20 protein-coding genes and 1 riboswitch are annotated in these 24837 nt (G+C 58.9%); of the genes, 7 read left to right on the top strand and 13 right to left on the bottom strand.

The annotated features are described in order from the left end of the window. Positions 1-17: 17 nt before the first annotated feature. The 8 genes from folP to ACR0MV_RS00265 form a co-directional block, all read right to left on the bottom strand. On the bottom strand, positions 18-1016 hold the full coding sequence (gene folP, locus ACR0MV_RS00300; protein ID WP_480700547.1) for a dihydropteroate synthase: 999 nt from the start codon (positions 1014-1016) through the stop codon (positions 18-20). Further along, on the bottom strand, positions 1013-1933 hold the full coding sequence (locus ACR0MV_RS00295) for a dihydroneopterin aldolase (protein ID WP_480700545.1): 921 nt from the start codon (positions 1931-1933) through the stop codon (positions 1013-1015). Before ACR0MV_RS00295 ends, folP begins: the two co-directional genes overlap by 4 nt. A 104-nt stretch (positions 1934-2037) precedes the next feature. Further along, positions 2038-3411: a multicopper oxidase family protein gene (locus ACR0MV_RS00290; protein WP_480700543.1), complete on the bottom strand. Its 1374-nt coding sequence runs from the start codon at positions 3409-3411 to the stop codon at positions 2038-2040. Positions 3412-3484: 73 nt separating this feature from the next. Continuing rightward, positions 3485-4126 carry a cell wall hydrolase gene (locus tag ACR0MV_RS00285; RefSeq protein ID WP_170464273.1) on the bottom strand — a complete coding sequence of 214 codons (642 nt, stop codon included), beginning with the start codon at positions 4124-4126 and terminating at the stop codon, positions 3485-3487. A gap of 186 nt (positions 4127-4312) precedes the next feature. Beyond that, positions 4313-6853 (bottom strand): putative PEP-binding protein, encoded by a 2541-nt coding sequence (locus ACR0MV_RS00280; protein WP_480700541.1) that lies wholly within the window; start codon positions 6851-6853, stop codon positions 4313-4315. Positions 6854-6917: 64 nt separating this feature from the next. Then, entirely contained in the window at positions 6918-9137 is a 2220-nt protein-coding gene (gene glyS / locus ACR0MV_RS00275) for a glycine--tRNA ligase subunit beta (RefSeq protein WP_480700539.1), read from the bottom strand. Between the two features lie 9 nt (positions 9138-9146). Next, complete coding sequence (gltS, locus tag ACR0MV_RS00270; protein ID WP_480700537.1) at positions 9147-10355, bottom strand: sodium/glutamate symporter; 1209 nt, start codon at positions 10353-10355, stop codon at positions 9147-9149. A 10-nt stretch (positions 10356-10365) separates the two neighbouring features. Continuing rightward, positions 10366-10890 carry a DUF6446 family protein gene (locus tag ACR0MV_RS00265; protein ID WP_170421893.1) on the bottom strand — a complete coding sequence of 175 codons (525 nt, stop codon included), beginning with the start codon at positions 10888-10890 and terminating at the stop codon, positions 10366-10368. A 91-nt stretch (positions 10891-10981) separates the two neighbouring features. Between ACR0MV_RS00265 and ACR0MV_RS00260 the strand changes: the two genes are divergently transcribed. Continuing rightward, positions 10982-11614, top strand: coding sequence for a MarC family protein (locus tag ACR0MV_RS00260; protein ID WP_170421896.1), 633 nt, complete (start codon positions 10982-10984; stop codon positions 11612-11614). 8 nt (positions 11615-11622) lie between these two features. Here the strand turns inward: ACR0MV_RS00260 and ACR0MV_RS00255 are convergent, their stop codons facing one another. Beyond that, complete coding sequence (locus ACR0MV_RS00255; protein ID WP_480700535.1) at positions 11623-12552, bottom strand: glycine--tRNA ligase subunit alpha; 930 nt, start codon at positions 12550-12552, stop codon at positions 11623-11625. A gap of 205 nt (positions 12553-12757) precedes the next feature. Between ACR0MV_RS00255 and ACR0MV_RS00250 the strand changes: the two genes are divergently transcribed. Next, positions 12758-14491 (top strand): serine protease, encoded by a 1734-nt coding sequence (locus ACR0MV_RS00250; protein ID WP_480700533.1) that lies wholly within the window; start codon positions 12758-12760, stop codon positions 14489-14491. A gap of 52 nt (positions 14492-14543) precedes the next feature. On the opposite strand, the gene ACR0MV_RS00245 is transcribed toward ACR0MV_RS00250, so the two are convergent. Together ACR0MV_RS00245 and ACR0MV_RS00240 are read right to left on the bottom strand one after the other, a co-directional pair. Continuing rightward, the gene (locus ACR0MV_RS00245; RefSeq protein ID WP_480700531.1) at positions 14544-16118 is read right to left on the bottom strand and encodes a thiamine pyrophosphate-binding protein; all 1575 of its coding nucleotides are present in this window, start codon (positions 16116-16118) and stop codon (positions 14544-14546) included. Further along, positions 16118-17566 (bottom strand): TrkH family potassium uptake protein, encoded by a 1449-nt coding sequence (locus ACR0MV_RS00240; RefSeq protein ID WP_480700529.1) that lies wholly within the window; start codon positions 17564-17566, stop codon positions 16118-16120. Before ACR0MV_RS00240 ends, ACR0MV_RS00245 begins: the two co-directional genes overlap by 1 nt. 46 nt (positions 17567-17612) lie before the next feature. Here ACR0MV_RS00240 and ACR0MV_RS00235 point away from each other — a divergent pair, with 46 nt between their 5' ends. After that, entirely contained in the window at positions 17613-18389 is a 777-nt protein-coding gene (locus tag ACR0MV_RS00235; protein ID WP_480700526.1) for a hypothetical protein, read from the top strand. A gap of 336 nt (positions 18390-18725) precedes the next feature. Here ACR0MV_RS00235 and folE2 read toward each other — a convergent pair whose 3' ends face one another. After that, entirely contained in the window at positions 18726-19829 is a 1104-nt protein-coding gene (gene folE2, locus ACR0MV_RS00230) for a GTP cyclohydrolase FolE2 (RefSeq protein ID WP_480700524.1), read from the bottom strand. Between the two features lie 243 nt (positions 19830-20072). On the opposite strand from folE2, the gene ACR0MV_RS00225 reads away from it, so the two are divergent. Beyond that, on the top strand, positions 20073-20855 hold the full coding sequence (locus ACR0MV_RS00225) for a HalD/BesD family halogenase (protein ID WP_480700522.1): 783 nt from the start codon (positions 20073-20075) through the stop codon (positions 20853-20855). Positions 20856-20895: 40 nt separating this feature from the next. On the opposite strand, the gene metZ is transcribed toward ACR0MV_RS00225, so the two are convergent. Then, complete coding sequence (gene metZ / locus ACR0MV_RS00220; protein WP_170464284.1) at positions 20896-22086, bottom strand: O-succinylhomoserine sulfhydrylase; 1191 nt, start codon at positions 22084-22086, stop codon at positions 20896-20898. Positions 22087-22151: 65 nt separating this feature from the next. Next, positions 22152-22229: riboswitch (SAM riboswitch) on the bottom strand. 132 nt (positions 22230-22361) lie between these two features. On the opposite strand from metZ, the gene ACR0MV_RS00215 reads away from it, so the two are divergent. The 3 genes from ACR0MV_RS00215 (at position 22362) to ACR0MV_RS00205 (ending at position 24726) form a co-directional block, all read left to right on the top strand. After that, on the top strand, positions 22362-23297 hold the full coding sequence (locus ACR0MV_RS00215) for an alpha/beta fold hydrolase (RefSeq protein ID WP_480700520.1): 936 nt from the start codon (positions 22362-22364) through the stop codon (positions 23295-23297). 23 nt (positions 23298-23320) lie between these two features. Next, positions 23321-24010, top strand: a complete 690-nt coding sequence (locus tag ACR0MV_RS00210) for a glutathione S-transferase N-terminal domain-containing protein (protein ID WP_480700518.1) — start codon at positions 23321-23323, stop codon at positions 24008-24010. A 113-nt stretch (positions 24011-24123) separates the two neighbouring features. Further along, complete coding sequence (locus ACR0MV_RS00205) at positions 24124-24726, top strand: hypothetical protein (protein WP_480700516.1); 603 nt, start codon at positions 24124-24126, stop codon at positions 24724-24726. Positions 24727-24837: the final 111 nt, after the last annotated feature.

Raw genomic sequence — 24837 nt, 5'->3', positions numbered from 1 at the left:
TCTTGCCTGCGTTGGGATTACCGGACGGCAGCCCAAAGACGCAAGGCCTGAGCCGTCTCGGCCACGTCATGCACCCGCAGAATTTGCACGCCTTGTGACAATCCAGCCAGCCCAACAGCAATTGATCCCGGGGCGCGGGCGTCTTTGCGCGGCTCTTTGCCAATCTGGCCGATAATGCCTTTGCGGGACACGCCCAGCAGAATCGGGCAGCCCAGCCCGTGGAACAAGCTGAGGCCCTGCAGTAGGGCCAGATTATGAGCTTCGGTCTTGCCGAACCCGATGCCCGGATCAACAATGATCTGATCGCGTTTTAACCCGAGCTTTTCCAGATAGGCCACCTGCCCGTCTAAGAAATCGTAGACGTCCAGCAAAACATCATCATAGCTGGGGTCGTCCTGCATCGTTGCCGGATCACCCTGCATATGCATCACGCAGACCGGAGCGCCGACTTCGGCACAAAATTGGGCTAGCTGCGGATCGAAGGTAAAGCCCGAGACATCGTTGATCAGGCCCGCTCCGGCCTCCCAAGCCGCCTTCGCGACAGCAGATTTGCGCGTATCAATGGAGATCAGTGCATCTGTTCGTGCACGGATCGCCTCGATCAAAGGCTGCGTGCGCGCGATTTCCTCGTCTTCCAGTACCAAAGAGGCTCCGGGCCGGGTCGATTCGCCGCCAATATCCAGAATGGTTGCATCCTCAGCCGCCATCTTTTCGGCCGCCGCCTGCGCAGTGTGAACCGAGTTATGTACCCCACCGTCCGAAAAACTGTCCGGTGTAGCGTTCAGAATGCCCATGATATGGGGGCGATCCATTGCAAGACCCGAGATTTCTGCGCGCGGACGTGTCAGTCGGTCCAATGCGTCATCAGGCACCTCTGATGCCGTAATCACGCTGGCCTGTTCTTCACGACTTAGCCGTTCGACATGCGTGAACCACAAGGACTGCCCCGCAAGCGGAACTGCACCAGCTGGACGGTTAGGCCCATGCTGAACAAGTGGACGAAAATAGGTGGTCACAGTTGCGCCTGATCCACCGGGATCGCGCGCAGCGGCGTTTTAGGGGCGTCGGGCAGCGCGCCACCGATCACCATCATTTCGCTCGCCTCGAAGGTTGCGGCAAACCACGCTGCCAATGCGACGGCATCGGAAGGTGCCGCCGATGGCCCGTCAACGGCATCCAGAACGATTTTCGACGGGGCCCAGACGCAGATCTGGCCGTTCTTCATGGCCCAATCCAGCTCTGTCCGCGTCGATACGACCACACAGCGGTGATCGCGGGCGGCCAGCACCCACGCATTTTGTTCGATCGCGAGCAGGTCAATCCGGCGTTGCGTCATCGCGTGACCAGTTTGCGAGACAGGCATATCAGCCGCACCAACACACAGGATCAGCGGGCGTTGGCGGTTTTCTAACTGGTCGATCCAACCGGTCAGGTTGGACGACGTGATAGCTTCGTTTGACAGGAAAACCAGCCGCGGATGCGGGCGTTCTTCCTCGACCACATCGTGTTGAATGGCGTCCTTGCCACGCACGATCTCAACTCCAAGAGCACCAGGGCCGCGATCCAGTTTTTCTATTCTTACAAAAGCTCTTACGGCCTGAGGCTCAAGCAGAATACGCTCGGCCACGCGATCTGCCAGAGTCTCCAGCAAGTTCAAGCGTTCGGCAGCGAGTTCGTAGGCAATCGCCTCGGTCACCCGGTCATAGGACAGAATCCGATCCACGTCGTCGTCGATTGGATCGGCCAGCGGGCGCACTTCCACCACGATGTTGAAGCAGATGCGCTGAGTCGTCCCCCGTTCCGCCTGAAACGCGCCAATCTCAACCTCGACGATATGGTCGCGCAGCGAGATACGGTCCAGCGGCCCCCTTGCGGCAGTCGCCTCGGACCGCTCGGACGGGTGCGCAAAGGCAAGGCGGATTTCAGAGCTCATACGGGCGGACCTTTTCGGACTGTCTTGGACGTGTTTGCCCAAATTAAACGATGCCGGGGCGTATAACACCGCGACATGCGTCTTTCCAGCCACAGAAAACGGCGTCAGCTGACGCGAAACCAGCTCATCATGCCCGATGCCGCGTGCCCAAGCATATGGCAATGCAACAGCCAATCGCCCGGATTATCCGCCACAAGAGCGATTTGTCGGGTCTGGCCGCGTTCGACCAGCACCGTATCGCGCCACGGACCAAGGCTGCCATCCGGAAGGACAATTCGGAAATGATGTCCATGCAGATGCATCGCATGTGGAAAGGCCGTTTCGTTCACAAACTCGATCCGATGCGTCTGCCCCAGACGCGCATCCAGAAATGGGTCTTTCGGGCGTTCGGCATATCCGTTCAGCGCCCAGAATCTGCCAAGCTGCGCCAGTTCGCGCCCGGTCAGTTCGGTATCGCCAATCTTCGCTGCCTCAAGCCACCGCATGGCGCCGCCTTGCAAAACCATCCGGTGCAGCGGCGCATCATCATACTGAACTTCGGGCATGCTATTGGGTGGCAACGGATCAATTCCCTGCCGGGGCGTCGCTGCTGCTCCCTCAGAAACCGGGAACCGCGCAAGACCGAACCCACCGTCCCTTTCGACGCTCACAAGGCTTGCGATCCCTTGCGCCCTAGCGGTCACTTCAACGATCAGATCAACCCGCTGCGCCGGAGCAAGCGGGAATGTTTCCTCAACGGTCAAAGGCTGCTCCAGCGGCATACCGTCCAGCGCTACGATCCAGCCAGACAGCCCGTCCAAACTCAGGTCATAGATCCGCGCGTTGGAAGCATTGATCAGCCGAAGCCGCAGACGCTCTGCCGTTCCGACAGGATAGTCCGGGTCAAACCGACCATTGACGGTCACAAGGTTACCAAGCCTTCCTGCATGGCTCAGGTCGTGGCCATTGTCGAAATCGTTGACGATATGCGCAGTGTCGGGGTCAAGCCGCCAGTCGTCCAGCATCAACGTCAGATCGCGATCGACATCGGGTGGACTGGCCTCCTCAACAATCAACGGGCCGTACAATCCGCGGGCGACTTGCTCCATCGAGCGATTGTGCGAATGGTACCAGTACGTTCCGGCATCTGGCGCCACGAAATCGTAGTCAAAACTGACGCCCGCCTCGACCGCATCCTGGGTCAGTCCCGGCACGCCATCCATGGCATTGGCAATCCGAATTCCATGCCAATGAACAGCTGTTGGCTGAGGCAGGTTGTTGACCAGCTTACGTTGGACGCGCTCGCCCTGCCGGACACGAATATCAAATCCGGGAACGCTGCCGCCATAGGTCCAAACAGGGGTTGTCGGATAACCATCGGGCGCAATCTGCTGCATGGCTTCTTGTGCAACCAGATCAGAACTTGCTGCGCGCACCCCGACCGGAACAAGCAGCATTGCAGTCGACGTTTGCAGAAACCGTCTGCGGGATAGCATCATGGCGGACCTCCTGGTCCGCTACATAGGACAGAAAACGACCCGCGCCATCAAGGTTCCAGCGCGGGTGCGTCAATCAGTTGCTCGCGGTCCGATAGTTGTGGCGATAGAAAATGTGAACGCCGATCCGGGCCGTTTCTTTGTAGACGCGCGACCACGAAGGGCGCACAGCCTTGGTGTGATAGTGGGTTGCCCCTTCGGTCAGGCCCACGCCGATTCCGTCGATTGCCGCACGGGCAACCTTGGACACACGCTCATAGGCCTTTTTCTCGCGGATCACTTCCTTCTGACCGTCACAGGTGTAAGTGAACTGGCACTGGTACTTCTTACCGGTTCCCTGCTTGATCACCCCGCAGAGCGAATTCGGGAAACGGCTGCTTTCGACCCGGTTCAGGATCACTTCGGCAACAGCGAATTGACCGCGAACACTTTCGCCGCGCGCTTCAAAGTACAGCGCTTCGGCCAGGCATTTGAAATGCTCGTCCCCTTTTGCGGTCGGCAGTTTGTCCAACCAAGCCTTGGAATAGGATACCTTTTCCAAAACGGGCGATTTACGCGGCTTGAAAAGACCCAGATAGTCGCGGAACTTTTGCCCGGGCAGTTCGCTTCGGGTGACAAGTTCGCGTTTGGCAGATTCGGTGGCTTCCCTCTCAGCGACGGAAACACTCGGCAGCATGGTTGCTGCCAACGTGGCAACAGCCAGTATGTATCGTAGCATCAGATAACCTCGCACAGGCACATTCTGCGCCATACCCTCCCCCGGCGGGCGCGACGAGGCTCATACCGAATTCAAACGGCGACGTCCAGTTCTGACGAAAAAGCAAGTGGAAAATCGCCGTTTCGTCAACAATATCTGACGACGGCGCTTTCTGTTACCTACTAATTCTTGAGTGGCCGCCTTCTGTCAACCCCCAAGTCTGGACGAAATCGCCAGTTGAGCGGCAGCCAGCCGAGCGACCGGCACCCGGAAGGGTGAGCAGGACACGTAGTCGAACCCCAGATCGCGACAAATGGCGATTGATTCGGGGTTACCGCCGTGTTCACCGCAGACGGACAGGGTCACATCCGGTTGGGCCTGGCGTCCCCGTTCAGCCCCGAGTTTAAGCAATTCGCCAACGCCATCGGGGTCCAGCACGTGGAATGGGTCCTCGACAAAGACGCCTTGCCGTACATAAGCCGACATGAACCTGCCTGCATCGTCACGAGACAGGCCATAGGTCATCTGCGTCAGGTCGTTGGTACCAAAACTCAGAAACGCGGTCTGCGGTGCGATCTCGTCGGCACGCAGACAGGCACGCGGTGTCTCAACCATGACGCCAAGCCGGTATTCGAACTCTTGCCCGCGCTCGGCTGCGACCGACGCGGCGACCGAGTCGATGCGGGCCTTGACCAGCTCGACCTCTCGCTTGGCCGAGACCAAGGGGATCATCACCTCAGGCACGACCGGCGCGCCGTCTTTGCTGGCCTCAAGCGTGGCTTCGAAAATCGCGCGGGCCTGCATGTCATAGATCTCGGGGACCGTCACACCCAAACGCACGCCGCGCAGACCCAGCATCGGGTTATACTCGGTCATCGCAGCGACGCGACGCTCAACATCGGACACCGGCAGGTCCAGCGCCTCGGCCAATTCACGCTGACCGCTGCGGGTTGTTGGCAGGAACTCGTGCAGCGGTGGGTCGAACAGACGGATGCAAACCGGCTGCCCTTCCATGATCCGGAACAGCTGAACGAAGTCATCGCGCTGCATCGGCAGAAGACGTTCCAACACAGCCGCACGGCCCGAGGAGGTCTGCGCAAAGATCATCTCGCGCATCACGATCAAGCGGCCGGGATCAAAGAACATATGTTCGGTCCGGCACAGCCCAATTCCCTGGGCCATGAAGTTCCGCGCCGTTTGCGCGTCAGCCGGCGTATCGGCGTTTGCTCGAATCGCGATGTCACGCTCTTGGTCGGCCCAACCCATCAGCGTTTGGAAACAGTCGTCTAACGCAGCTTCCAGCATGGTGGGTTGCCCGGCCAGCACCTGTCCCGACGTGCCATCAATTGTCAGCGTGTCGCCCGTTTTGAACACACGTCCGTCCGGAGCGGTCAGCTGCTTTTTCTTGGTCTGGAATCGCATCTCGGATGCGCCGACAATACAAGGGAGGCCCAACCCGCGACCAATCACGGCGGCGTGGCTTGTCATACCGCCCTTTTCGGTCAGAACCGCAACCGCGGCATGCATGCCCCGCACATCTTCTGGCGAGGTTTCGCGGCGCACCAGAATGCAAGGTTCCCCACGAGCGGCGCTTGCCTGCGCTTCTGCCGATGTAAACACGATCTTGCCGGTCGCAGCGCCGGGACTGGCTGCTATACCGGTGGTCAGAGTGTCCCTGCGCGCATCGGGATGAACCTGTCGGTGCAGCAATTCGTTCAATGAGTGCGGATCGACGCGCATCACGGCTTCCTGCGGAGGGATGATACCGTCCTCGGCCAGCCGCACGGCAATCCGCATCGCGGCCCGGGCGCTGCGTTGCACGCGCACACCGTCCAGAATGTGGACATGGCCATTTTCGATCACGAACTCGACCTGCATTTCTTCGCGCAACTTTATGCGCATCAGTGCCGCGTGAGCTTTGAGCGCTGCAAAGGCCTCGGGCGCGACATCTTCCAACGAAGGCCCGCGCGGGTCTTTTTCCAGATAAAGCGCGGCAACGCCCTCGCCCAACGCATCACGCCCCTGGCTTTGGCTCAGATACCGGCCGGTGATTTGGGGCAGACCGGTCGCCGGATCGATGAGCTGCAGAACCCCCGATCCACATTCCCCCTGCCCGACGCCCGGAATCATCTCTTGGATCACCAGCCCCAGACCAGCATCCGCCGGGGCCCCTTTCGCCTGACGCAACAGCCGCGCCGAGGTGCCATCCCACGCCCGCGCCATCGAGCGCAGAACGGCGACCAGTTGTTCACCCCGATCCTGAGGGAACACCTCGTCGGTTTCGTCCTCATATGCCCGCAGTGACTCCTGCAGACCTTCACGGCCATCCGCTTCGATCTCGTCAAAAACGTCCGGGTCCAGACGCGCCACATGGACGGCATAGCTTTGCACAAAGCGCAGATACAGCGCGGCGGCGGCCTCGGCCCCCATGGAATCCGAAAGATCCACATAGCGCGAGTCGTTCATGCCGATGTTCAGAATGGCTCCGGGTCCACCCCAATCCGGGTCTTCCGAACTGGGCCGCACACACAGCAGAGCGGCTGGATCGAACTGTTCCAGAATGGCGCCGATATCCGGCACCTGTCCATTGGAAATCTGTTGAACAGCATCGAACGACAACGCAACCGTTCGCGGCACCGGCAGGTCCAGCCGGACCAGACGTTGCAAGCACTTCGCCCGGCCGCCATGCGTATTCGCGGCAACCGGGGCTTCGGACGTGATCAGCGTGGTATTTGGATTATTCTGCACTGCGGCACCTTTTGGTTTGCACGCAGCATAAGCCCCTGCACCAATGGCGCAAGGGCGTTCTGGATCAGCCTTCGATACGGCTCAGATCAGCAACACTGGAGCAGACCTGACGGATCTGGCTGAGCAGGTTCAGACGGTTACGGCGCAGGATGTCATTGTCGGTATTGACCTGAACATCCTCGAAAAACGCATCCACCGGCCCACGCAGATCGGCCATGGCGGACATGGCGGCGGGGAAATCCTCGGCCTTCAGCGCTGGGTCGATCTTGGCCTGTGCGGCCTCCAGCGCCCCAAACAGCGCCTTTTCACTGTCGGTCTCAGCGAACTTGATATCCGCGCCATAGGAGTACTCGACCCCGTCCTTTTCCTCGGCTTGGGTGAGAATATTGTTGGCGCGTTTGAAGCCCTGCACGAGGTTCTCGCCATCTTCAGTCGCGATCACCGCGTTCAGCGCGCGGGCACGTTTGACCAGCAAATTGAGGTCGTCATTGCCGTCCATCGCGATACAGGCGTCGATGATGTCATGGCGGATGCCCTCATCGCGGAGGAAAACTTTGAGGCGGTCGTGGAAGAAGGACAGCAGATCATCGGACGCGTCCGGAACCTTGTTTTCCAGTTTCAAAAAGTCAGCGGTCGGGCCATCACCCAGCTTTTCTTTTACTGTCTGAAAGGCCGCACCGAACACACCGTGATCAGCGATCTCTTTCAACAAATCCTCAACGCTTGATTTCGGCAATGAGTCATTGATCGCACTTTCTGCCCGTACAAGCTGACTGTCAAAGAACCGATCCAGAGACAGTCGCAAGTCGTTTTCAAGGATCAAACGCGTAACACCCAATGCCGCGCGACGCAGGGCAAACGGGTCTTTCGAGCCTGTGGGCTTCTCATCTATCGCCCAGAACCCGGTCAGCGTGTCCAGCTTGTCGGCCAGCGCCACAGTCACCGACAAAGGCGCGGTCGGCACGTCATCCGAGGGGCCAAGCGGCGAGTAATGCTCCTCTGCCACGGCAGCCACAGCTGCGTCCTCGCCTGCGGCCTCAACGTAGTAGCGGCCCATAAGTCCCTGAAGTTCTGGGAATTCATAGACCATCTCGGAACTCAGATCGGCCTTGGCCAGACGCGCGGCTTTCTCGGCCTGATCGGCATCCGCGTCGGTTACCGAGGCCAGTTCGCGGGCCAGTGCTGCAATACGGTCAATCCGTTCGGCCTGCGTGCCTAGCTTGTTGTGGAAGGTCACATTCTCCAGCGCGCGGGTCCATTGCGCGATGTCCGATTTAGCGACGCGCAGGTCGTTCTCCCAAAAGAATTTCGCATCGGCCAGACGGGCTGACAGCACCTTCTGGTTCCCCGCCAGAATAGTCGCGCCGTTGTCGGTGGTTTCGCGATTGGCCACGGTGATGAACCGTTCGATCCGGCCCGTTTTGGGGTTCTTCACGGAGAAGAACTTTTGATGTTCTTTCATCGAGGTCTGCAACACCTCGGGCGGCAGGCCGAGGAATTCGTCGTCGATCTGCCCCATCAGCGCGACGGGCCATTCAACCAGACCTGCGACCTCGGCCAGCAGTCCCTTGTCATCGACCACTTCCAGCCCGGCCGCAAAGGCAAGATTCTGGGCATCGTTCCAGATATGTTCGGCACGCTCGTCGGGCGACAGCACTACAAAGGCGCGTTTCAGCTTGGCTGCGTAATCCTCGAACGACGACACGGCAAAACGACCCGGTGCCATAACGCGGTGACCTTCGGTGGTGTCAGTGGTTTTGATGCCGTCGACCTCCATCGGCACGATCTGCGCGCCAGTCTCATCGGTCAGGATGCACAGGATCGAGTGCAGCGGGCGCACCCAGCGCAGCCCCCCACTGCCCCAGCGCATGGATTTCGGCCAGGGGAAATTGCGGATCGTCGCCTCAAGCACTTCGGCAATAATCTCGGCGGCGGGGCGACCAACCTTTTCAATGGTGGCGAAATAGACGGCACCTTTCGGCGTGTCGCGCTCTTCCAACTGATCTCGTGTCAGGCCCGCACCGCGCAGGAACCCTTCGATTGCCTTGTCAGGCGCGCCGACTTTGGGACCTTTACGTTCCTCGCGAGTTGTCGGGCTTTCGGCCAACAGCCCTTCGATGGCCAGCGTCAGGCGGCGCGGCGTCGTCAGCGCCGCGGCAGAGGCATAGGTCAGACCACCCTCGACCAAACCATCGGTAATCCGCTTTTTCAGGTCTTCGCCGGCACGGGTTTGCATGCGCGCGGGGATTTCCTCGGAAAACAATTCGATCAGCAGGTCGGGCATATTCGGTCCTTAGAAATTGACGATCGTCTGAATGACGATGGCATTAGCGATATCCACAAAGAATGCGGATACAAGGGGCAACACGATAAAGGCAATAGGTGATGGGCCATATCTCTTGGTGACGGCTGTCATATTTGCAATTGCGGTCGGAGTCGCACCCAAAGCGAACCCTCCGAAACCCGCAGCCAGAACGGCGGCGCGGTAATTCGAGCCCATCATGGGGAACAAAACCCAGATCACAAAGGCCACCGTGAACAGCGTTTGGGCCGACATGATAACCGCAATGGCCATACCAAGCTCGGCAATGGTCCACAGTTGAAGGCTCATCAGGGACATCGCAAGAAACGCTCCCAGCGCAAATTCTGAGATCAACGCAAGCGATGGCGTTCGGGCCACCGGCGGAGCCGACGGGGCCACAAGGGAACGGATGTTGGAAATCACGATGCCCATGATGAGACAGGGCACGAAAAGCGGCAGTTTCAGGCCCGCCGCCGTGATCGCCTCACCCAGAGCGTAACCCAATATGATTGCGAGGTTCAGATGCAGCAGGACGCGCATGATCGTCATGTGGTCAATCGCTGTCACGGCGGATTCTTCTTCGGGCAATCCCACCGTGTGCTCTTCGTCCGGGCGGTCCGGTGTAAGGCCGCGGGATTCGACAAGCAACCGCGCTATGGGACCGCCGACCAACGCAGCCAGAACCAATCCCAAGGTTGCGACCGCGACGCCCAATTCCGTTGCGCCGTCCAACCCCGTCGCATTTGCGACCTCGGGCGCCCAGGCGATTGCTGTTCCATGCCCGCCGATCAGAGCCGCCGAGCCGAACAACACGCCAGCCTGCGCCGGATAGCCAAAAATTGACGCCCCTGCCGCACCAATCACGTTCTGCGCTATTATTGTAACCAGCGTCAAAACCAGAAGGATCAACAACGGCTTACCGCCAGCTATTAAATCCGAGAATCTGGCATTCAAACCGATCCCGGCAAAGAACAACACCAGCAATGCGTCCCGGGTTTCCAACTCGAACGAAAGCTCGATATCGAAGGCAAGGTACAGGAACAGAACAAAGAGCGAGGCCAAAAGCCCGCCCGTCACCGGTTCAGGAATATTGAACTGCCGCAAGAGCGGAACTTTGGCTTTTATTAGTGCGCCGAACAGATAGACCGCAAATCCCAGAGTTGCCGTAATGAAATCCGGGATGAGCAGGCTCTCAGTCATGGCGGGTCACTCAGTTCTGGGGTCGCGGCGGGCATTCTTCGCCCACCACCGTACCGTCATAGGCCTTTTCACCGCAATTGTTCAGTGCATGCCAGACATAGCCCTTGCCATCCTGTGTGATCGCCACAATCCGATCCACGCCGTAGTGGACATTCTTGACCCCCATAAAGGCGCGGGCCTGACCGGATTTCAAAGCGTCGGCCAGGGCTACTGCGTCATAGCAGTCGAACCAGCCCGGCGCGGTGAGCGGCTCAGCCTGATCGACCGCGACATGGGTTTGCGCAATCTCGTCCGGCGTCAGATTTGTTTCGAAACAAGCGCGATACCGGATGGGAGAACTGTCGGCATCGATCGCCTGAAAGCTGGTATACTCGATAGGCGTTGGCTGCTGTGCACCTTCAACAAGCAAGACGATGTCTTGCCCGGGCGTGGGCTCGACATCGTAGTAGAAGCCGTAGATCTGCAAGTAATACATGCCCGCACCGGCCACGACGGCGGAGACCAGCAAGATGATCGCAAGCAACTTTCCTGTCATCGTAATTCCCTTCTGCTCACGATGCCTCTTTCACGAACGGTAAAAATAGGACAAGTTCCAATTGTTTACAGGCCGAAATGAGACGTTTTAGATGGACAGCACCCTTGCCGTAGGATTCTTCGGAGCGCTTTTTGCGATTATGAATCCGATTACCAACCTGCCGGTTTTTCTGAGCGTTACCGACGGCCTGCCCCCGGCGGAACAGCGCAAGGTTGCAACCAAAACGGCGCTGTACTGCCTGATCCTCGGCGCAGCTTTTGCGGCCGTCGGCAACCAAACGCTTGGCCTGTTTGGCATCAGCGTCGACGATCTGCGCGTTGCGGGCGGTCTGGTCGTCCTGATGATCGGCCTGAACATGCTGAACGGCAAGCCGAGCAGCTCGCACCATGGCACCGAAGGAGAGCGTGAGTCTTACCCCGAGCCCGACACCGTCGCGTTCTATCCGCTGGCTTTCCCGATTCTGGTCGGCCCCGGTACGATCACGACGCTGATCCTGTACGCCAGCCACATCAAAAGCGCCTTCGATGCTACTGTTTATGCAGCTGTTTTTCTGGCCGTTCTGCTGTTGCTGTTCGTCACGTTCTGGAATGCATCCGCGATTGCCAAACGCCTGTCCGACAATGCGCGCGTGATCATGAGCCGGTTCATGGGCATGATCCTGTCGGCCATCGCAATCGGCATGATCGCGGCTGGCCTCAAGGTTTTGTTGCCCGGACTGGCCTGAGTAGGCCATCAGGCCTCGAACCCGGCGGCCTCGGTCAGAAGGAACGCATCCGCGCATTGTTTGGCCAGTGCCCGTACACGGCCGATATAGGCCTGTCGTTCAGTAACCGAGATCACGCCACGCGCATCCAGCAGGTTGAACACATGGCTGGCCTTGATGCACTGATCATACGCCGGGTGCGCCATAACAATGCGCTTGCCTGTTTTCGGGTCATCGTGTTCCTCGGCCAGAATCGCGGCGCACTCTGCCTCAGCCTCTTCGAAATGGCGCAGCAAAACCTCGGTGTTGGCCACATCAAAGTTCCAACGGGCATATTCCTCTTCGGTCTGCTTGAAGATGTCACCATAGGTCAGCGGGCTGGGGGATTGAGGATCGTTAAACGGCATGTCCATCACATGGTCGATACCCAGTACGTACATGGCCAGACGTTCCAGACCATAGGTCAGCTCGCCCGAAACCGGCGCGCAGTCATGGCCGCCAACCTGTTGGAAATAGGTGAACTGGCTGACTTCCATCCCGTCACACCAGACCTCCCAACCCAGACCCCAGGCGCCCAGCGTTGGGCTTTCCCAGTCGTCCTCGACAAACCGGATGTCATGCAGGTTCATGTCGATGCCGATGGCTTCGAGCGACCCCAGATACAACTCCTGCAGATCCGGCGGGCTGGGTTTGATCAGCACCTGATACTGATAGTAGTGCTGCAATCGGTTCGGGTTTTCACCATAGCGGCCATCGGTCGGACGGCGCGACGGTTGCACATAAGCGGCGGCCCAAGCCTTTGATCCCAGCGCGCGCAGAGTTGTCGCCGGGTGGAACGTCCCCGCACCGACCTCCATGTCATAGGGCTGCAGAATGGCGCAGCCCTTCGACGCCCAATAGGTCTGAAGTCGCAGGATAATCTCCTGAAATGAACGTGGTGCGCTGGACTGTTCGGTCATGACATTCCCTTTGGACGCCTCTGCGCCCGGTTCCGTTGGGTTTCGTCCTTCCTATGCAAGGGGCCAACGGGCGTCAACGGGCCGTTGGCCTTACGCTGTCACTGCGCAGCCACACTGGAAATTCCCCGTATTCCGGGCATAGCTTTCGACACATGAATTCGCATACTGTCCGGCAAAGATAAAACACTGCAGACACGGGCAGACAATGACTCGCATATTTACGGCAATTTTGTTTCTTTTTCTCATCGGCGCGCGCGCTGTTTTCGCACAGCAGGACGCAGGCGTCTGGGTGCAGGTCGAGGCGCAGCCATCGCTGCGCGAGGCGCAGGAGCGCGCGCAGGACTATGCCAACAACCTACCTGACGTGAACGGTTTCCGCCTGAACTCTGGCTGGTATGCCATTGTTATCGGGCCCTATTTGCGCGGCGATGCCGAGCAGGTCTTGCGCGTCTACCGGGCCGAGGGACAAATTCCTGCCGACAGTTACATCACGTTCACCAGCGCGCTGGGGCAGCAATTCTGGCCAGTTGGTGCGAACATTCTGGACCGCGGCGTTGTCACACCGCCGGTTGAGCCTCAGCCCGAGCAGCCGGTTGTCGGACTGACACCGCAAGCATCGGACGAAACCCGGTCCCAAGCCCTGCAAAGCGAACGCTTGTTGAGTACGCAGGACCGTTTGAATCTGCAGACCGCCCTACAGGCCGCGGGTTTCTACAATTCCACAATCGACGGCGCGTTTGGTCAAGGTACACGCCGGTCTATGGGCGACTGGCAGCGGTTCAACGGCTTTGAGGCGACCGGCGTTCTGACGACTGCGCAACGAAAGGCATTGATGGACGACTTCAACGCCCCGCTGCTGAGCGTCGGGATGGAGCGTTACGCGGACCCGCAAGCGGGTATCAACATGGACCTGCCACTGGGTGTCATGACCTTCGACCGGTACGAAGCCCCATTTGTTCACTTCAACAGCACAACAGATCTGGATGCCAAGGCACTGTTGATCAGCCAGAAAGGCGATCAGGCCACGCTGCGCGCGCTGTACGAAGTTCTGCAGTCTCTTGAAATCGTTCCGTTGGATGGTCCCCGTCAACTGCGTGGTGATCGCTTTACTCTTGAAGGGCGCGGCAAAGGAATTGTGACCTATGGCGAAGCGCGTCTGGAAAACGGTCAGATCAAAGGCTTCATGCTGGTCTGGCCCGAAGGTGACGACGCCCGTCGCGCCCGCGTGTTGGCCGCGATGCAGGCCAGCTATAATGCGACTGGTGCGGTGCTGGATGCAGCTGCCGGTGCAAACGCCGACCAGCGAATTGATCTGGTTTCGGGGCTGCAGATCCGCGCGCCTCGCCTGTCGCGCTCGGGTTTTTTTGCCGATGCCAGCGGTACGGTCCTGACCGTCTCTGAGGCCGCTGACAGCTGCACACGCATCACGCTTGACGGCGATCAAGAGCTTCAGGTGGCCGCATCCGATGCGGATCTGGGTGTCGCGGTTCTGCGCCCAAACCAAAATCTGGTTCCGGTCAGCGTGGCCGAGTTCAGCGCGAACACACCACGCCTTCAATCCGAGGTCGCTGTTTCCGGGTTCTCCTATCAGGGCGCTCTGGGTGCTCCGACGCTGACTTACGGTCAGATCGCTGATCTGCGCGGCCTGAACGGAGAGGACGGCGTGAAACGTCTTGCACTGGCGGCGCAGCCGGGTGACGCGGGTGGCCCAATCTTTGACGACAATGGTCAGGTCGTGGGGATGCTGTTGCCGACCCCGACCGAAGGGCGCACCCTGCCCGCTTCTGTCAGCCTTGCAGCGACTGCGAACAGTCTGAACGAGGTTCTGGCCAAGGCGGGTATCTCGGGGCAGTCGGGCACGCCTACGGCGCAAATCTCACCCAATGAATTGAACCGTCGCGCAACCGGGATGACCGTTCTGGTGCATTGCTGGGATTGAGCACACCATATTGATGAGAACGCCGCCCAAACCGGGCGGCGTTTTTCTTTGCCTAGAGGATGTCTGGGGTGACTCGGATCAGCGTCGGGACCGGGGCAGAGAACGCCGATCGAACGGCTTCTTGCATCTCGGCCAGAGTAGACGGCGCAGCTGACAAGGCACCAAAGGCCTCGGCCAATTTGCAGAAATCCGGGTTGCGTGCGACGACAGCGTTCGGGGCGATCTGCCCGCGGACCATGCTGTCTTCGATCTCTTTCAGTTTGCCGTTATCCCAAAGGATGATCGGCAGCGACAGGCCCAATTCGACTGCAACGCCAAGCTCTTGCAATGTGTAGTGAAACCCGTAGTCCCCGGCGATCACCGCCGTTGGCTTACCCCGGCGCGCCACGGCCCCGCCAATCCCGGCGGGTAAGGCATAGCCCAAGGTGCCGAACCCGGTCGGGTGGTGCCAGTGATAGGGATAGGCCATTTCCCAGACCTCCTTCGCAACATAGGCGAACTGGGTCATGTCCGAATAGATCATCGTGTCACCGGGCATCGACTCGCGCAGAGCGTCGATCACCGGAACAATCCCGGGGCGTTCCGCATCCACCTCAGCGCGCCAACGGGTGCGCGCATCGGCGACTTCATCTGCCGACCATCCCGTTGCCGGTTTGACCTGCTCGACCGCCGCCCACAGGGCGTGCGCAAAGCTCTCGCCATCGGCCTGCAGCTTGATCGCCGCCCGGTGATGATCGGATAGAACCTTCGGGTCCAGATCGACTCGCACCAGATTTGCGGAATGACCCAGAGTTTCGCGCCACAGATCCACCTCGCCCAGCTCCGCGCCAACGACGACCACAAGGTCCGCCGAAGCGATCACGTCGGCACTGCCCGGTCGCGGCAACATAGCACCGAAATCCAAAGCATAGCCCAGCCCGGCCATGCCGCGCCCTGCATAGGTGGTGAAACAAGCCGCTCCCAATTGGGTCAAAATCTGACGCCACAGGTTCGACCGCGCGCCCCCGCCCAGAATGAACAAAGGCCGTTTCGCTATGTTCAGCATGGACATAACTGGCGCTACGTCCGGCGGCAGCACTTTTGTGCGCAAGCCCGGCTGGTTCGGAAACGGTGCGGGGTCTGCATCAGCCTCAAGCTGGGCAATGGGCACCTGAATGTGTTTTGGACGCGGGCGGCTAAGCTCGAATTCTTCAAACGCGCGTTCCACCAGATTGTATGCTGCCTGTGCCGTGTTCGCCTGATGCGACCAGTCTGTCACTGTTTCCGCAGCGGCCCGCTGATCCTTCATCTGATGCAATTGGCCATGCACAGCCTGTGTTTCATCTAGGCATGAGGACATCACCAACATCGGAACAGAATCCGTATAAGCCTGCCCCATCGGCGTCATGATGTTGCACAGCCCGGGCCCGGTGATGACATAGGCAACGCCCGGCTTGCCGGTTGCACGGGCATAGCCGTCAGCCATAAAACCGGCCCCCTGCTCGTGCCGAGCCAGTACATGGGTGATCCCCGCCTCTTCGATCCCACGGTACATTTCCTGATTGTGCACGCCGGGAATACCAAAGATCACATCGACTCCGCGATCCCGGAGCATGTGCGAGATCTGCGCACCAAGGGGTCTTTTCATTAGTTTCTCCAGAATTGGACAGTGAACAGAGCGTAAACGGCCAGCAACTCAAGCCTGCCAACCAACATGCCAATCGACAGCAGCCATTTCGCAGTATCGCTGAGCCCGGCAAAGTTTCCGGCCGGTCCGATCTGATCCCCCAGACCCGGCCCCACGTTGGCCAAAGCTGTTGCGGCCCCCGAGACTGCCGTGATGAAGTCCAACCCGGTCAGAGCCAAGGCCCAAGCCAGCACGCCCAACGAAACAACGAAGAACATGAAAAAGCTCATGACCGACGTCAGAACGTCCGGACCGATCGAGCGACCATCATATTGCGGCGTAAAGACCCCGTGGGGTGCGCGGATACGGCGGATCTGCGTTTTGATCGACGCAAACAGAAGTTGGTACCGGAAAATCTTGATCGAGCAGGCTGTCGAGCCCGCGCAGCCTCCGATCAGGCCGATCAGGAAGAACATCATGATCGGGAAACTGCCCCACCCCATGTAATCGACGCTGGCATAGCCGGTGCCCGAAATGATCGACGTGATGTTGAAAAGGGACTCCCGGACTGCCTGTTCCCAGTGGTGCGGGAAAACCGACGTCAGGAACACCGCCATGATAACCACCAACACAGCTATCGTCCCCAGAAATGCCTGGATCTGGCTGTCCTTCCAGATCGAACTGGTGTTGCCATTCGCGAATTGCACGTAGCGTACAAAGGGCAAAGCCGCGAGGATCATGAAGACCGCGGCTGCATATTCTGCCGGTCCAGAAAACGTGCCAAACGAGGCGTCGTAATTGGAAAACCCTCCGGTTGAGATGGTTGTGAGCGCGTGTACCACAGCATCGAAAAAGCCCATCCCCAGAGCGGCATAGACCAGCGCACAGACAACTGTCAGGAAGACGTAGATCAGGGAAATCTGGCCCGCGATTTCCTGCGCACGGGGCAGGATTTTACCCATGGTTTCAAAACCTTCCGAACGGAAGATTTGCATCCCTCCAACCCGCAGTTCGGGCAGGAACACCATGGCGACAACGATGATGCCGATGCCGCCCAACCATTGCAGCAGGCCGCGCCAAAGCAACAGGCCCTGCGGCAGATCATCAAGACCCGAGATCACTGTTGAACCGGTCGTTGTCAGACCCGACATCGCCTCGAAATACGCATCAACAAAGCGCAGTTCGGTCTCACCAAACAGAAATGGGATCGCGCCGAAAAACGGCAAAGCTACCCAAACTCCGGTGGTCAGCAAAAAGGTCTGACGGATCGTCAGACCTTCGCCGACCCCGTTCGAGCAGCTCATCGCAAGAATGACACCGGTCAGGATCGTGATAATGCCGCTTTCAAGGAAAACGTGCCACTCTCCCCGGCCTTCGATGAAGTCCGCAGCCATTGGCAGCATCATGGTCGCCCCAAGAATGGCGACCAACAGGCCAATCACATATCCAACCGGGCGCATATCCGTCATGAGGCGCAGCGTTGGCGCGCCTGCATGACCGTGTCAAGCCGGTGTCGTGCTTTACCCTTCGGTTTTGACCCCGGGCGTTGGCATCGCGGGCGGCTTGGACGGAGCACGCGTCCGTCGCGCCGGGGCTGGTTGTGCCGCCGGTTTCGCGGCTGCAGCCTTTACCGGGGCGGGTTTCTCAGCCGCTGGCTTGGCCGGGGCGGGTTTCTCAGCCGCGGGCTTGGCCGGGGCAGGTTTCGCTGCAACGGGCTTGGGTGCCGCTGTCTTTGCCGCGACAGGCTTAGACGCGGCAGGTTTGACGGCAGGTTTTGCAGCGGGCTTCGGAGCCGTGGTCTTGGTCGCAGCCTGCGGTTTTGGCGTTTGCGCAACTGCCGCCTTAGGTGCTGCAGGTGTTACAGTCACTGGTTTAGGCTTGGCCACTGCCGCTGGCTTTGGTGTCGAAGCTTTTCTGGCAGCGGGTTTCGGTTTTGCCGCCGTTGCGGGCTTTGCCACGGGTTGTTTCTTGGCCACAGCGGGCTTTGCGGCGGGTTTCTCGGCAACCACCGCTGTTTTGGCTGCTACTGGCGCGGATTTCGGTGCCACAGGTTTAGGTGATTCGACCTTTGGCTTTGCCGCCGTTTTCCGCCGGGCAGCGGGCTTGGGCTTGGCGACGACTGCGGGCTTCGCCTTTGCGACCGGCTTGGCTTTGGATGCCGGTTTTGCCGATGGTGCAACCGGGGCCGGAGCTGACGCAGACGCGTGCAGGGCACTGACGGACACAAACGGCAGCTCCATCGCCGATCGAGTCAAAATCTGCATAATTTTCATTTGGTTGCTAACCGCATAGCCGGCCATTCGAATGGCCGCAGCCTGAAATTCCAGCGGTTGGGAAATCGGATTCATTCGTTAGTTCTCCTCTGAAAGCGATGCAGCCTGCAAAAGAGTGAGGGGCCCTGCCCGTCCCGAAATCTCGGGCGGTTCAAGCAGTCACGCAGTCCTGAGCGTTGCACGTCTCAGCTTCCTTTAAGGGCGACAGGCGCACGAACAGAAGTCCGCCTGCCACGGCTGCATTCAGTTGCAGTGTAGCGCGAACGAGTATGCTGGCGCAGCATTTTCTGCTGCGCTGCGGCGGAAAACCGCCTTTTGTCTAATTTTGAGACTTGTCTGCCCCTGATTTAAACAATCAGCCGACGTGGAACAGAGTGGTAAACAGTCGGGGGTCCAGGCTGGACGACACAAAGGTTGGGCCTTCGGTCAGAACGGAGACCGCATCGTGACTGTGAAGGCTTTCCTGATGGCTTGCGATAACACGGAAGTCGCCTACGTGATGATCGGCCAAAAGCTCAGCGCAGAACGACCGCGCCGCGTCTTCGACGAAAATCGGGTTCGCGGCATTCAGCTCGGCAAAGGCCTGCTCGTCTTCGCGCTTGACCATAACCTGCGTCTCGGTCGGAACCGCGCGGCGGCAGATGGCGATCAAATCCTCGAACCACAGGCAATCGGCGTCGCAATCGACCACGACCGAAATTCGCGCCACCGAGCGCTGCGAATGCGGCGTCGCCAGTTGCCCACGGGTCGCGCGAGCGTGTTCGCTCAGCTCCAGCGAACAGGGGCATGTCGACGAATACACGTAGTCCAGGTGCATAATCTTCTGACGTACGCCGTTCTGCTCTACCAGTTCCAGCGCGATGTCGTAATATTGGTACCCTTCCAGGCCAGAGCGCAGACTTTGGACCTTGTCCGGGTAGGCAAAGCGCATCTGTATCCGCGCATCAAAGCTGTCGAGGTCGGACATATAATCATCCAGCGCGGCTTCCATCACCTCAAAGCTGAAGGTGCGTTCGGCGTGCTTGTAGAAGGACCGCATGATCCGGGACATGTTAATGCCCTTTTTCTCGGCTTCGAGGCTGACCGTTCCGGTGACCGACGTTTCCAGCATCACGTCTTCACCGTGTTTCCGGTGGAAACGGATCGGCAGGCGGAAATTTGAGATCCCGACATGCTGGATTTGCTGCTTGGCTCCCCGGATCAGGCTGGACGGACCATTCTGCAAATCCGGCAGCGAGGCTTTGTACGCCTCATCAACTTTGAAGTCCTCTGGGAATGTACGCGACAGCGACGGATAGTTCACCGGCACTATGCCCGGGATCAGACGTGCAACCGCCGGGTCAAGCTGGCTGATCTCTGCCTCGGTCGCGGATGACGCCCATCGCCGCAGGACGTTCAGCGCTGCCTCGGCTTCATCACGGTCAGGACTGTTGTCAAGGTCACGGGGATATACGTTCATACGCAAGGGTTCCTTTTGTCGACGCAGAGATATAGCAGGTTCAGGTTCTTTTCCAGTCCTCCCGGATACGCACAAGATACCGGATCGGATTGAATAAATCTGCGTGAAACCGTCATTTTCCAGCGGAACGCGGCCTGGGGTCAGGCCCGGGCCCGCGCTGTCGCAAACAGAATAGCTTTCGCAGCTGCGGGATCACAGGATGCTAGTGAAATTCCCTGAAGCTATCAGCAAGGTGAACCTGACATGCGCGACATACTTGATCTTGAGCGGTTTCCTCTGGACCAACCCGGTAGCGAGGCATGGAAAGACCTCGTAGAAACCTGCCGTCGCGACCTTGCGCAGGAAGGGATGTTCAACCTCGAAGGTTTGCTGCACCGGGATGTCGCCCGCCAGGCCGTTGCGGATATGAGGCCACGATTTGATACCGAAGCGTTCCTGCATCAACGCCGCCACAATATCTACTTCAAGAAGATTGCAGACCTGCCAGACGATCACCCAGCCCTGCAGGAATTCGACACATCCAACCGTACGCTATGCGCGGATCAGATCGCGGGTTCTGCCCTTCTGCGTTTGTATGAATGGCCTGAATTCGCTCAGTTTCTTGCCGCAACTATGGACAAACCGGCCCTGCACGTGATGGACGATCCAATGGCGTCCGTGAACGTCATGTCCTATCAAGAGGGGCAAGCCCTCAATTGGCATTTCGACCGCTCGGAATTCACGACGACACTGCTGTTGCAGGCCCCGGCACAAGGCGGGCAGTTTGAGTATCGCACCAATCTGCGCAGCGATACCGACCCGAACTATGACGGCGTCGCGCGGTTGCTGAACAGTGAAGATGACCAGAGCAAGACGATCACGCTCAGCCCCGGAACGCTGAATGTTTTCAAGGGCAAGAACACCGCCCACCGCGTCACACCGATTGTCGGAGAAGAGGCGCGGGTGATTGCCGTGTTTTCATATTACGAACAGCCGGGCGTCTCTTTCACCAGCGAAGAGAGATTAGGGTTCTACGGCCGGGCTTGAAATCAGAGCCCCGCAGACCTGAGCTGCGGGGCGCTTTTGATTACTTCTGAGAGATCGTCAGCGCGTTCTCGATGTCTTTCAGCAGATCGCCTGCATCTTCCAACCCGACGGAAAACCGGATCAGGCCGGGCGTGATACCCAGTTCGTCTTTCTGGTCGTCGCTCAGACGCTGATGCGTGGTTGTGGCCGGATGCGTCGCGATGGACTTGGCATCTCCCAGGTTGTTCGAGATCACCGGGATCGTCAGCGCGTTCAGGAACGCGAACGCCCCGTCCTTGCCACCCTTGATGTCCAGCGACAGAACCGTTCCACCTTTGCCGCCCAGCTGGGTTTGTACCAATGCGTTCTGGGCGTGGGTTTTCAGACCCGGGTACAATGTCCGCTCCAGCGCCGGATGTCCCTCAAGCGCCTCGGCAATGGACTGTGCTGTCTCGGCCTGCGCATTGACCCGCAGCGACATCGTCTCCAAGCCCTTGAGCATCACCCATGCGTTGAACGGGCTCAGCGCGCCACCGGTGTGCTTGAGATACGGCTCAACAGTCCCGCGGATGAAATCCTTGGTTCCGATGATCACGCCGCCCAGGGCACGCCCCTGCCCGTCGATATGTTTGGTGGCCGAGTAAACGACCACGTCCGCACCCTGCTCGATCGCGCGAGAGAAGACAGGGGTCGAGAACACATTGTCCACGATCACCAGCGCTCCGACCGCGTGGGCCAGTTGAGCGACTGCTGAGATGTCGATGACCTCAAGCGTTGGGTTCGACATGGATTCGAAGAACACAGCCTTGGTGTCAGGCCGGATCGCCGCCTGCCATGCGTCCAGATCCGTTCCATCGACAAACGTCACCTCGACACCAAAGCGCGTCAGGATGTTTTCGAGGATATAGAGGCACGATCCGAACAACGCCTTGGCCGACACCACATGGTCGCCCGCTTTCAGCATTGAGGTCAGCGCGGCGTTGACCGCCGCCATTCCAGAGGCGGTTGCAAACGCATCTTCGCCACCTTCCAGCGCCGCGATACGCTGTTCAAACATCGACACGGTTGGGTTGCCATAACGGGCATAGATGAATTCGTCCGGGCCGGTTTCAATGAACCGCGCCTCGGCCTGTTCGGCGTTTTCGTAGACAAAGCCCTGGGTCAGAAAGATCGCTTCGCTGACCTCATTATACTGGCTGCGACGGGTGCCGCCATGGACGGCTTGGGTGCGTTTGTTCCAGCTCTCGCTCATCTCATTCCTCTCGACCCTTGCCTGGCAAGGGCATCAAAAAAACCCCAGACGCGGTCAAGCGAAAGGGGCCTTTCATCCTGACCTTTTAGCGGTTGTGTTTAGCGTGGCCCGCAATCCGGTAACAAATCGCCACGTAGTGATGTGGCGTTTACGCCGCAGTTGCGAACTCGTCAACCCTGACAGAGGCAACGTCACGGATCTGTAACCGCCCCTTCACCAAAGCGTCATAGCGTTGTGCCAAATCGACACCACAACATCTTGTGTGAGGCGCCGCCATGCCAGTCGTCAGGATCAACGCCATAGGTGACACCGTCGCCCTGCACCGCAGCCCGCGGTCGCCACGCAGCGTTTTGCGACAAACCCGCGACACGCAAGGGCCTGTCATCATAATGACCCACGGCTACAAATACCGCCCCGAAGACGACAAGGCCTGCCCGCATCGGCATATCCTGTCGCTGCACCCGACGGCCATGCCTTGGCACTGTCCCAGCTGGCCACAGCAGTTGGGCTTTGGCTCTGGCTTCAAGGATGAAGGTCTGGGCATTGCCTTTGGCTGGGATGCGCAGGGGCCGTTATGGGCCGCGCGCCGCCGGGCAATTGAAGCTGGCCGTGCGCTTGCGGACCTTGTCCGCTATTTGCGTCGCCTTAACCCTGCCCGACCTGTCCATTTCATCGGCCATTCGATGGGCACGGAATTGGCACTGGAAGCGCTGCACCACGTTCAGCCAGGATCGTTGAACCGCATCATCTCGATGACCGGGGCCGCCTATCAGAGCCGCACACTCAGCGCGTTGGAAACCCCGGCCGGACGTCAGGCCGAGCTCATTAACGTGACGAGCCGCGAGAACGACCTGTTCGATTTCATGTACGAATGGCTGATCCAACCACCCACACCCGGGGATCGCAGCATCGGTCTTGGTCTCATCGCGCCAAACGCGGTCACCCTGCAGCTTGATTGCAACGACACGCTGGAACATCTGTCCCGCGTTGTGTTCCCGATCGGCGATCCGCAACGCCGGATTTGCCATTGGTCCAGCTATACCCGACCGGGTGTTCTGCGCGTCTATAACGCCCTGCTGCGCCAACATGACCGGCTAAGTCTGCCGATCCTGCGTAGTGGCGTCCCGGACCAGCCTTCCCGCCGCTGGTCACGGCTTTTTGCGCTGCCCCGTCCGAACGACCTCTTGCCGTTTGCGCAGAAAGCCTCATGATCTCCTCAACCTGAGGAGACGCCATGATCGACCTGTATTTCTGGCCCACGCCAAACGGCTGGAAGGTATCCATCGCTTTGGAAGAGATGGACCTGCCTTACAGCACTCACCTGATCAATATCGGCAAAGGTGATCAGTTCGACCCCGAGTTTCTGAAGATCGCCCCCAACAACCGCATGCCCGCCATCGTCGACCCCGACGGCCCGGACGGAGAACCGATCTCGGTGTTCGAAAGCGGCGCGATCCTGATGTATCTGGCTCGCAAGACAGGGCGGTTCTACGGTCAGACCGAGCGCGACCGGATCGCCGTCGAAGAATGGCTGATGTGGCAGATGGGCGGCGTCGGCCCGATGGCCGGTCAGGCGCATCACTTCCTGAAATACGCCCCCAACCTAGAACCACCGCAGGACCTATCCTACGCCAAGGATCGCTACCGCGCCGAGGTCGGGCGCCTGTACAGCGTTCTGGATCGACGACTGGCCGAGAATGAGTACGTCGCCGGCGATTTCTATTCCATCGCCGATATGTCGATCTGGGGCTGGGCGAGCCTGTGGGAAGGTCAGCAGCAGGTGTTGGAGGACAAACCGCATTTCACACGGTGGCTCGAAACGGTGAGCGCCCGGCCGGGGGTTCAAGCCGGACGGGCGTTGCATGCTGATTTGCGTGGGGATCATAGGGACAAGCAGGTGCAAGGGATTCTGTTCAAGCGTTAGTGCACCTCGTACGAGTGTGCTCTTATTGCTCATTTGACACATGCTGTACCTGTCTCAGATGTCTGTTATGGATTTCGTACAGGTGGAAACTGAAATGACGAGGCATTTGACCAATGACGAGTGCGAATGCAGGTTGGTTGTGTTTTGCAGCGCTTTCACTTTCGCAATTTGGCGAAGCGAACGCATTCATCTGCGAACAACCTGAGGAAACGATTTTCGAACGCTTTCTGCCCCAAGATAAGGCGTTGCGATTGCATTCGCTGTCGTTGGCCAAACGCCTCGATAATCGCCTTGACGGGGAAGTTACAGTTCTTGGCCGGTTTAGTAAGAAGACCGAACTGCCGTTCCTCCACGAGGAGCAGCTAAAGGCCATTCGCGCGCAATATTGGCCGCCATCTGAAAGTGTTCAAATGCCAAACAGTATTGAATACACCTACTTCAACGCCTATCGCTTTGAAGGCCATCAGTACATCGATGGGAAGTTATTCCCGTTCGTGGCAGAGGACGTTGATGCACGCTTTTTTATTTCTGATACTTATGAGGGTGCCGTTGATCTGTTGCCACCTACAGAGATCGACGTAGTTGGCGCTCTGCAATTGGCAAACGGCAAAAATACTTACGAAGTGATAACTTCAATTTGCCCGACCTACGAACAAATTGAACCAGATCAGGCGGCTGACTTGCTTCAGTGTTTTGTTGATGGTGAATGCCAGTAGGTCTGTTTTTTAAGTGCACCTTTAAGGGCAGAAACAGTGTCCGAAGTATCGACTTTAGTCGGCGCTTGCAAAGGAAGCAGGCTTAACCTAGTTGCTCGAGGGCAACTTCGT

This window comes from Ruegeria sp. BC3, assembly GCF_056539265.1.
Note: the sequence above shows the minus strand (reverse complement) of the source record. Positions and strands in the feature narration are given on the sequence as shown.

Bases quoted from the DNA above. Each gene is read 5' to 3' on its own strand.
- glyS (WP_480700539.1), bottom strand. From the start codon at position 9,137: ATGCCCGACCTGCTGATCGAATTGTTTTCCGAGGAAATCCCCGCGCGC.
- ACR0MV_RS00290 (WP_480700543.1), bottom strand. From the start codon at position 3,411: ATGATGCTATCCCGCAGACGGTTTCTGCAAACGTCGACTGCAATGCTG.
- ACR0MV_RS00260 (WP_170421896.1), top strand. From the start codon at position 10,982: ATGGACAGCACCCTTGCCGTAGGATTCTTCGGAGCGCTTTTTGCGATT.
- gltS (WP_480700537.1), bottom strand. From the start codon at position 10,355: ATGACTGAGAGCCTGCTCATCCCGGATTTCATTACGGCAACTCTGGGA.
- ACR0MV_RS00245 (WP_480700531.1), bottom strand. From the start codon at position 16,118: ATGAAAAGACCCCTTGGTGCGCAGATCTCGCACATGCTCCGGGATCGC.
- folE2 (WP_480700524.1), bottom strand. From the start codon at position 19,829: ATGAACGTATATCCCCGTGACCTTGACAACAGTCCTGACCGTGATGAA.
- ACR0MV_RS00205 (WP_480700516.1), top strand. From the start codon at position 24,124: ATGACGAGTGCGAATGCAGGTTGGTTGTGTTTTGCAGCGCTTTCACTT.
- ACR0MV_RS00285 (WP_170464273.1), bottom strand. From the start codon at position 4,126: ATGCTACGATACATACTGGCTGTTGCCACGTTGGCAGCAACCATGCTG.
- ACR0MV_RS00295 (WP_480700545.1), bottom strand. From the start codon at position 1,933: ATGAGCTCTGAAATCCGCCTTGCCTTTGCGCACCCGTCCGAGCGGTCC.
- ACR0MV_RS00225 (WP_480700522.1), top strand. From the start codon at position 20,073: ATGCGCGACATACTTGATCTTGAGCGGTTTCCTCTGGACCAACCCGGT.
- ACR0MV_RS00255 (WP_480700535.1), bottom strand. From the start codon at position 12,552: ATGACCGAACAGTCCAGCGCACCACGTTCATTTCAGGAGATTATCCTG.
- ACR0MV_RS00250 (WP_480700533.1), top strand. From the start codon at position 12,758: ATGACTCGCATATTTACGGCAATTTTGTTTCTTTTTCTCATCGGCGCG.
- metZ (WP_170464284.1), bottom strand. From the start codon at position 22,086: ATGAGCGAGAGCTGGAACAAACGCACCCAAGCCGTCCATGGCGGCACC.
- ACR0MV_RS00240 (WP_480700529.1), bottom strand. From the start codon at position 17,566: ATGACGGATATGCGCCCGGTTGGATATGTGATTGGCCTGTTGGTCGCC.
- ACR0MV_RS00265 (WP_170421893.1), bottom strand. From the start codon at position 10,890: ATGACAGGAAAGTTGCTTGCGATCATCTTGCTGGTCTCCGCCGTCGTG.
- ACR0MV_RS00210 (WP_480700518.1), top strand. From the start codon at position 23,321: ATGATCGACCTGTATTTCTGGCCCACGCCAAACGGCTGGAAGGTATCC.
- ACR0MV_RS00215 (WP_480700520.1), top strand. From the start codon at position 22,362: ATGCCAGTCGTCAGGATCAACGCCATAGGTGACACCGTCGCCCTGCAC.